The following is a 672-nucleotide window of genomic DNA, read 5'->3' as shown; positions in this document are numbered from 1 at the left end:
CGTCTTCGTGGGCATACACAAATCCGAAGGATCACGCGGCGGCTGCGCCGCACCACCGGTTCCTCTGCGCAGGCAACACAGAGACCACTGCTGCTGTAGTACTAAGCTGTGACCATCAGCGTCTGCCAGAGCGTCTGCCAACCGGGAGTCTGTGCATGGACCGCGTCGATCGGGAACGGCTGACGGCGGCGTTACCAGGTTTCGAGCTCGGGAAGGTACTGGGTCGGGGTACCTCCGGCGTGGTTATGAGCGGCCGGGATGATCTGGGCCGCGAGGTAGCAATCAAGGTTCTCGCTGCCCACCATGATGGCGCCGTGGCAAGTTTCAAGTCCGAGGCGCGGACGCTGGCGTCGCTGAAGAATCAGCACATCGTCCAGATCTACCGATACCTGGAACACGGCGACCTCCATCTGATCATTATGGAGTTGCTGGCGGGCGGGACGCTGACGGAGCTCCGGTCCTCGCTCGCACCGGAGGGCTCCTGTGCTGTCGGGCTAGCGGTGGCCGAGGCGCTATCATACGCGCACCTGCGCGGTGTGCTGCACCGCGATATCAAGCCGGGCAACCTGGTTGTCGGCCGCGACGAGACGGGCGACCTACTGAAAGTCACCGACTTCGGCATCTCGAAGATCTTTGAGGGATCGGCGGCGACGGCGAGCGCGGTGGTGGGGA

The 672-nt window shown here is 63.7% G+C and carries 1 protein-coding gene; it reads left to right on the top strand.

Going from position 1 to position 672, the window contains the following annotated elements:
- Positions 1-155: 155 nt before the first annotated feature.
- On the top strand, positions 156-672 hold a 517-nt coding region (locus U9977_RS17620; RefSeq protein WP_322750371.1), incomplete at its 3' end, for a serine/threonine-protein kinase.

The sequence above is a fragment of the Protofrankia sp. Cas8 genome, from assembly GCF_963555845.1.
Lineage (GTDB): Bacteria > Actinomycetota > Actinomycetes > Frankiales > Frankiaceae > Protofrankia.
Note: the sequence above shows the minus strand (reverse complement) of the source record. Positions and strands in the feature narration are given on the sequence as shown.